Origin of the sequence: Micromonospora sp. CV4, assembly GCF_003667455.1 — a bacterium.
Taxonomy (GTDB): Bacteria; Actinomycetota; Actinomycetes; order Mycobacteriales; family Micromonosporaceae; genus Micromonospora.
Map to the genome: position 1 here is coordinate 1 of NZ_RCVI01000102.1, position 4,480 is coordinate 4,480.

A 4,480-nucleotide genomic window follows, 5' to 3' on the forward strand; every position below is an offset into this window, starting at 1 on the left:
GGTCGGGCTCGGCCCGGGGGCCGCCGACCTGCGCACCCCGCGCGCGGTGGCCGAACTGCGCCGCGCCGCCGTGGTGGTCGGCCTCGACCAGTACCTCGACCAGGTGCGCGACCTGCTCCGACCGGGCACCCGGGTGCTCTCCAGCGGGCTGGGCGCGGAGGAGGCGCGGGCGCGCGCCGCCGTCGCCGAGGCCACCGCCGGCCGGGCGGTCGCGCTGATCGGCTCCGGCGACGCCGGGGTGTACGCGATGGCCAGTCCCGCCCTGGAGTACGCCGACGAGCGGATCGACGTGGTGGGTGTCCCCGGGGTGACCGCCGCGCTCGCCGCCGGCGCGCTGCTCGGCGCCCCGCTCGGCCACGACCACGCCTACCTGAGCCTGTCCGACCTGCACACGCCGTGGGAGGTCATCGAACGGCGGGTGACGGCCGCCGCCGAGGGGGACTTCGTGGCGATCTTCTACAACCCGCGCAGCCGTGCCCGCGACTGGCAGCTCGGCAAGGCGCTCGGCATCCTCGCCGCGCACCGGCCGCCGGACACCCCGGTCGGAGTGGTACGCAACGCCAGCCGCCCCGACGAACGCGTGCACCTGGCGATCCTGTCCACCCTCGACCCGGGCGTGGTCGACATGTACAGCGTCGTCGTGGTCGGCAGCAGCGACACCCGGCTGGTCGCCGGCCGGATGGTCACGCCCCGGGGGTACCGGTGGCGATCGTGACCATCGGCGCCTGCCAGGGCTGCGGCGCCTGCCTGCTCACCTGCCCCACCCACGCGATCCGGCCGGTCGCCGGCGGCCTGACCGTCCGCGCCGACCGGTGCACCGGCTGCCTGGAGTGCCTGGAGATCTGCCCGGTCGACGCGATTCGCGTCGCCGACCCCTTGGACCGTGGAGGAACCCGATGAGCCGGGCGGTGCACCCCATCGAGGCCGAGTCGTACCGGATCCTGCGCGACCGGGTCGACCTGTCCCACCTGCCGCCGCTGAGCCGGGCGGTGACCGAGCGGGTGGTGCACGCCAGCGCCGACCTGGCGTACGTCGACGAGCTGGTCTGCGACGAGGCGGCCCTGGAATCGGGGCTGGCCGCGCTGCGCGCCGGCGTGCCGGTGGTCACCGACGTGGCGATGGTCGCCGCCGGGATCACCCGGACCGGCCTGGAGTTGGTCTGCCCCATCGCCGAGCCGGCCGCCGCCGAACTCGGTCGGGCGGCCCGGATCACCCGCTCGGCGGCCGCCGTGCGGATCGCGCTGGACCGGGTCGGCCCGGGCGCGGTCTGGGTGGTCGGCTGCGCCCCGACCGCGCTGGTCGAACTGCTCACCCTGGACGCCGCGCCAGCGCTCGTCGTCGGCCTGCCGGTCGGCTTCGTGGGCGCGGCCGAGTCGAAGGCGGCGCTGCGGGCCAGCGGACTGCCCGGGGTGTCCAACGTGGGGGAGAAGGGCGGGTCGGCGGTCGCCGCCGCCGCCCTCAACGCCCTGCTCTACGTCGAGGAGACACCATGAACGGGTTGGTCATCGTCGGGCACGGCACGCGCAGCGCGGCCGGGGTCGAGCAGTTCGCCGCACTGGTCGAGCGGGTCCGCCGGCGCGCCGCGGGTGCCATCGGGGACGTCGAGGGCGGCTTCATCGAGCTGTCCCGCCCGCCGCTGACCGACGCGGTCGGCGCGCTGGTCGCGCGTGGGCACCGGGCGCTGGTGGCGTTGCCGCTGGTGCTCACCGCCGCCGGACACGGCAAGGGCGACATCCCCGCCGCCATGGGACGCGAACAGCAGCGCCACCCCGGGCTGAGCTATCGCTACGGTCGCCCGCTCGGCCCGCACCCGCTGCTGCACGACGCCCTCGAACAGCGGATCGACGCGGCACTGGCCGGCGCGGACCGGGCCGGCACCTGGGTCGCGCTGATCGGTCGGGGCTCCACCGACCCGGATGCCAACGCCGAGGTGGCCAAGGTCGCCCGGCTGCTCTGGGAGGGGCGCGGCTACGCGGGCGTCGAGCCGGGGTTCATCTCCCTCGCGGAACCGTCGGTGCCGGCGGTGCTGGACCGACTGCGTCGGCTCGGCGCCCGGCGGATCGTGGTCGCGCCGTACTTCCTGTTCGCCGGCGTGCTGCCGGACCGGATCACCGCGCAGGCGGCGGAGTTCGCCTCCGCCCACCCCGACCTGGACGTGCGGGTGGCCGACCTGATCGGCGACTGCGACGCGCTGGCCGACCTGGTGCTCCAGCGGTACGCCGAGGCGCTCGGCGGTGACATCCGGATGAACTGCGACACCTGCGCGTACCGGGTGCTGATGCCGGGCTTCGCCGACAAGGTGGGCCGCCCGCAACGCCCGCACGACCATCCCGACGACCCGGTCGGCGGCCACCATCACCACCACCACGGGCACGACCACCAGCACGACCACGGCTCGGTCGCGGTGGTCGGTGGCGGGCCCGGACCCGACGACCTCATCACGGTACGCGGCCGGGCACTGCTCGACGCCGCGGACGTGGTGGTGGTCGACCGGCTGGCCCCGCAGGGGTTGGTCGCCGGGCTGCGCCCCGACGTGCTGGTGATCGACGCCGCCAAGGTGCCCCGTGGCCCCTCGATGGCCCAGGACGCGATCAACGCGGCCCTCGTGTCGCACGCCCGCGCCGGTCGGCGGGTCGTCCGGCTCAAGGGCGGTGACCCGTACGTCTTCGGGCGCGGCCACGAGGAGGTGCAGGCCTGCCGGGCCGCCGGCGTACCGGTGACCGTGGTGCCCGGGGTGAGCAGTGCGATCGCCGCGCCGGCGCTGGCCGGCGTGCCGGTGACCCACCGGGGCGTGGCGCACGACGTCACCGTGGTCTCCGGGCACCTGCCGCCCGGCCACCCCGATTCGCTGGTCGACTGGGCGGCGCTGGCCCGGACCCGGGGCACCCTGGTGCTGCTGATGGCGGTGGACACCATCGCCAAGATCGCCGCTGCGCTGGTCGAGCACGGGCGCGCCCCGGACACCCCGGTGCTCGCGATCCAGGACGCCGGGCACTCCGCCCAGCGGTCGGTGTCGGCCCGGCTGGACGAGATCGGCGCGGTGGCCGCCCGCGAGGGCATCGCCCCGCCCGCCGTCTTCGTCCTCGGCCCGGTGGTCGCCCTGGCCGCGCCCCCGCGTGAGCCCCGCGCCCCGCGTGAGCCCCGCGCCCCGCGTTGAGCCCCGCGCCGTCCGCGTGAGCCCCGCGCGGTCCGCGCGCTCCGCCTGACGCCGTGGGCCCTCGCGCGTGGCGCTCGCGGGACGCCTCCTGCGCCGGGTCGCTCCGCATGATCGCGCCCGATCCAGGATGTAGTGGCCTCGCTCGCGGAACGATGCCACTACATCCAGGTTGCGGCGTGATCTCGCGGTCGTCCGGCGGGTGACCGCGTCGAGGTCCGGCTCGGGTGCCGGGCACGCGGCGGGCGCCTCGGGGATCAGCCGGTCAGGGCCCGGGCCAGGGCGTAGCCGGCGGTCGCCGCCGCGAGTCCGGCGGTGACGCTGGCCAGCACGTTGGCCAGCGCGACGAGCCGGTTGCCCGTCCGGGTCAGTCGCAGCGTCTCGTAGCTGAAGGTGGAGTAGGTGGTCAGCGCGCCGCAGAAGCCGGTGCCGAGCAGCGCGCTGACCGCCGGGCCGGTCGGCAGCCCGACGAGTACGCCGAGCAGCAGCGAGCCGAACACGTTCACGGTCAACGTGCCCCACGGGAACGCCGAGTCGTGCCGGGACTGGACGGCCCGGTCGGTGAGGTAGCGCAGCGGCGCGCCGACGGCCGCCCCGAGCGCGATGAGCAGCACCGTCATCGGGCGAGCCGCTCGTCGTCGTGGCCGTTGCGATGGAGCAGCCGTGCGGCGGCGGCGTCACCGCACCACACCGCGACGAGGGCGCCGACCACCGTCGCGGCCAGGTACGCCAGCGCGGTGCCCGCGGCGCCCGCGACCACCGCCTGCTGCACGTCCACGGCGTAGGTGGAGAAGGTGGTGAAACCGCCGAGCACCCCGACCCCGAGGAACGGGCGAACCAGCGGGCGTCCGCCGCCGAGGTGCCCGAGCACCGCCATCAGCACGCCGATCAGCAGACAGCCGGACACGTTGATGGTGAACGTCGCCCACGGGAAACCCGTCGGCGGGTGGGGGAGGGCGTGTTGCAGGCCGGCCCGGGCCAGCGCGCCGAGCATCCCGCCGGCCGCGATCGCCGCGAGCACCGCCGCGGGGCGCGCGGTCAGCTCGCCCCGGTCGGCGGGAACCCGCAGGTCGACGTCGGGATCGGTACGCGGATCGAGCGGGCCGGACATGATGCCTCCCTACCAGCACGGGTCACACTGGCAGGGACCGTTGGCGAGCGGCGTCGCGGTTCTCCCAGTACCCGGGACGGCGGGCCCCACCGCCGGGAGCCCTCCGGCTCCGGGGCCAGCATATCGCCCACCCGTCCGGCGCCGGGCCGACCAGCGAGGCAGACGCCGGCCGGCGGCCGGCGCGGGGTCGGCTGGTCGGCCGGTGGGCGTCGGGG

General features: G+C 76.3%; 6 protein-coding genes. 4 read left to right on the top strand and 2 right to left on the bottom strand.

Annotated features, from left to right (window positions below; genetic code table 11):
* The 4 genes from cobJ to cobA all read left to right on the top strand — a co-directional run.
* Positions 1–715 (top strand): precorrin-3B C(17)-methyltransferase (gene cobJ, locus EAD98_RS00870; RefSeq protein ID WP_121652194.1); only part of this gene is annotated, 715 nt, incomplete at its 5' end.
* On the top strand, positions 703–900 hold the full coding sequence (locus EAD98_RS00875) for a DUF362 domain-containing protein (RefSeq protein ID WP_121652195.1): 198 nt from the start codon (positions 703–705) through the stop codon (positions 898–900). The genes cobJ and EAD98_RS00875, both read left to right, overlap by 13 nt.
* On the top strand, positions 897–1,493 hold the full coding sequence (locus EAD98_RS00880) for a precorrin-8X methylmutase (RefSeq protein ID WP_121652196.1): 597 nt from the start codon (positions 897–899) through the stop codon (positions 1,491–1,493). Before EAD98_RS00875 ends, EAD98_RS00880 begins: the two co-directional genes overlap by 4 nt.
* The gene (cobA, locus tag EAD98_RS00885; RefSeq protein WP_121652197.1) at positions 1,490–3,157 is read left to right on the top strand and encodes a uroporphyrinogen-III C-methyltransferase; all 1,668 of its coding nucleotides are present in this window, start codon (positions 1,490–1,492) and stop codon (positions 3,155–3,157) included. Before EAD98_RS00880 ends, cobA begins: the two co-directional genes overlap by 4 nt.
* Positions 3,158–3,411: 254 nt before the next feature.
* Here the strand turns inward: cobA and crcB are convergent, their stop codons facing one another.
* Positions 3,412–3,774: a fluoride efflux transporter CrcB gene (gene crcB / locus EAD98_RS00890; RefSeq protein WP_121652198.1), complete on the bottom strand. Its 363-nt coding sequence runs from the start codon at positions 3,772–3,774 to the stop codon at positions 3,412–3,414.
* Positions 3,771–4,265 carry a CrcB family protein gene (locus EAD98_RS00895; protein WP_121652199.1) on the bottom strand — a complete coding sequence of 165 codons (495 nt, stop codon included), beginning with the start codon at positions 4,263–4,265 and terminating at the stop codon, positions 3,771–3,773. The genes crcB and EAD98_RS00895 overlap by 4 nt, the downstream gene beginning before the upstream one ends.
* Positions 4,266–4,480: the final 215 nt, after the last annotated feature.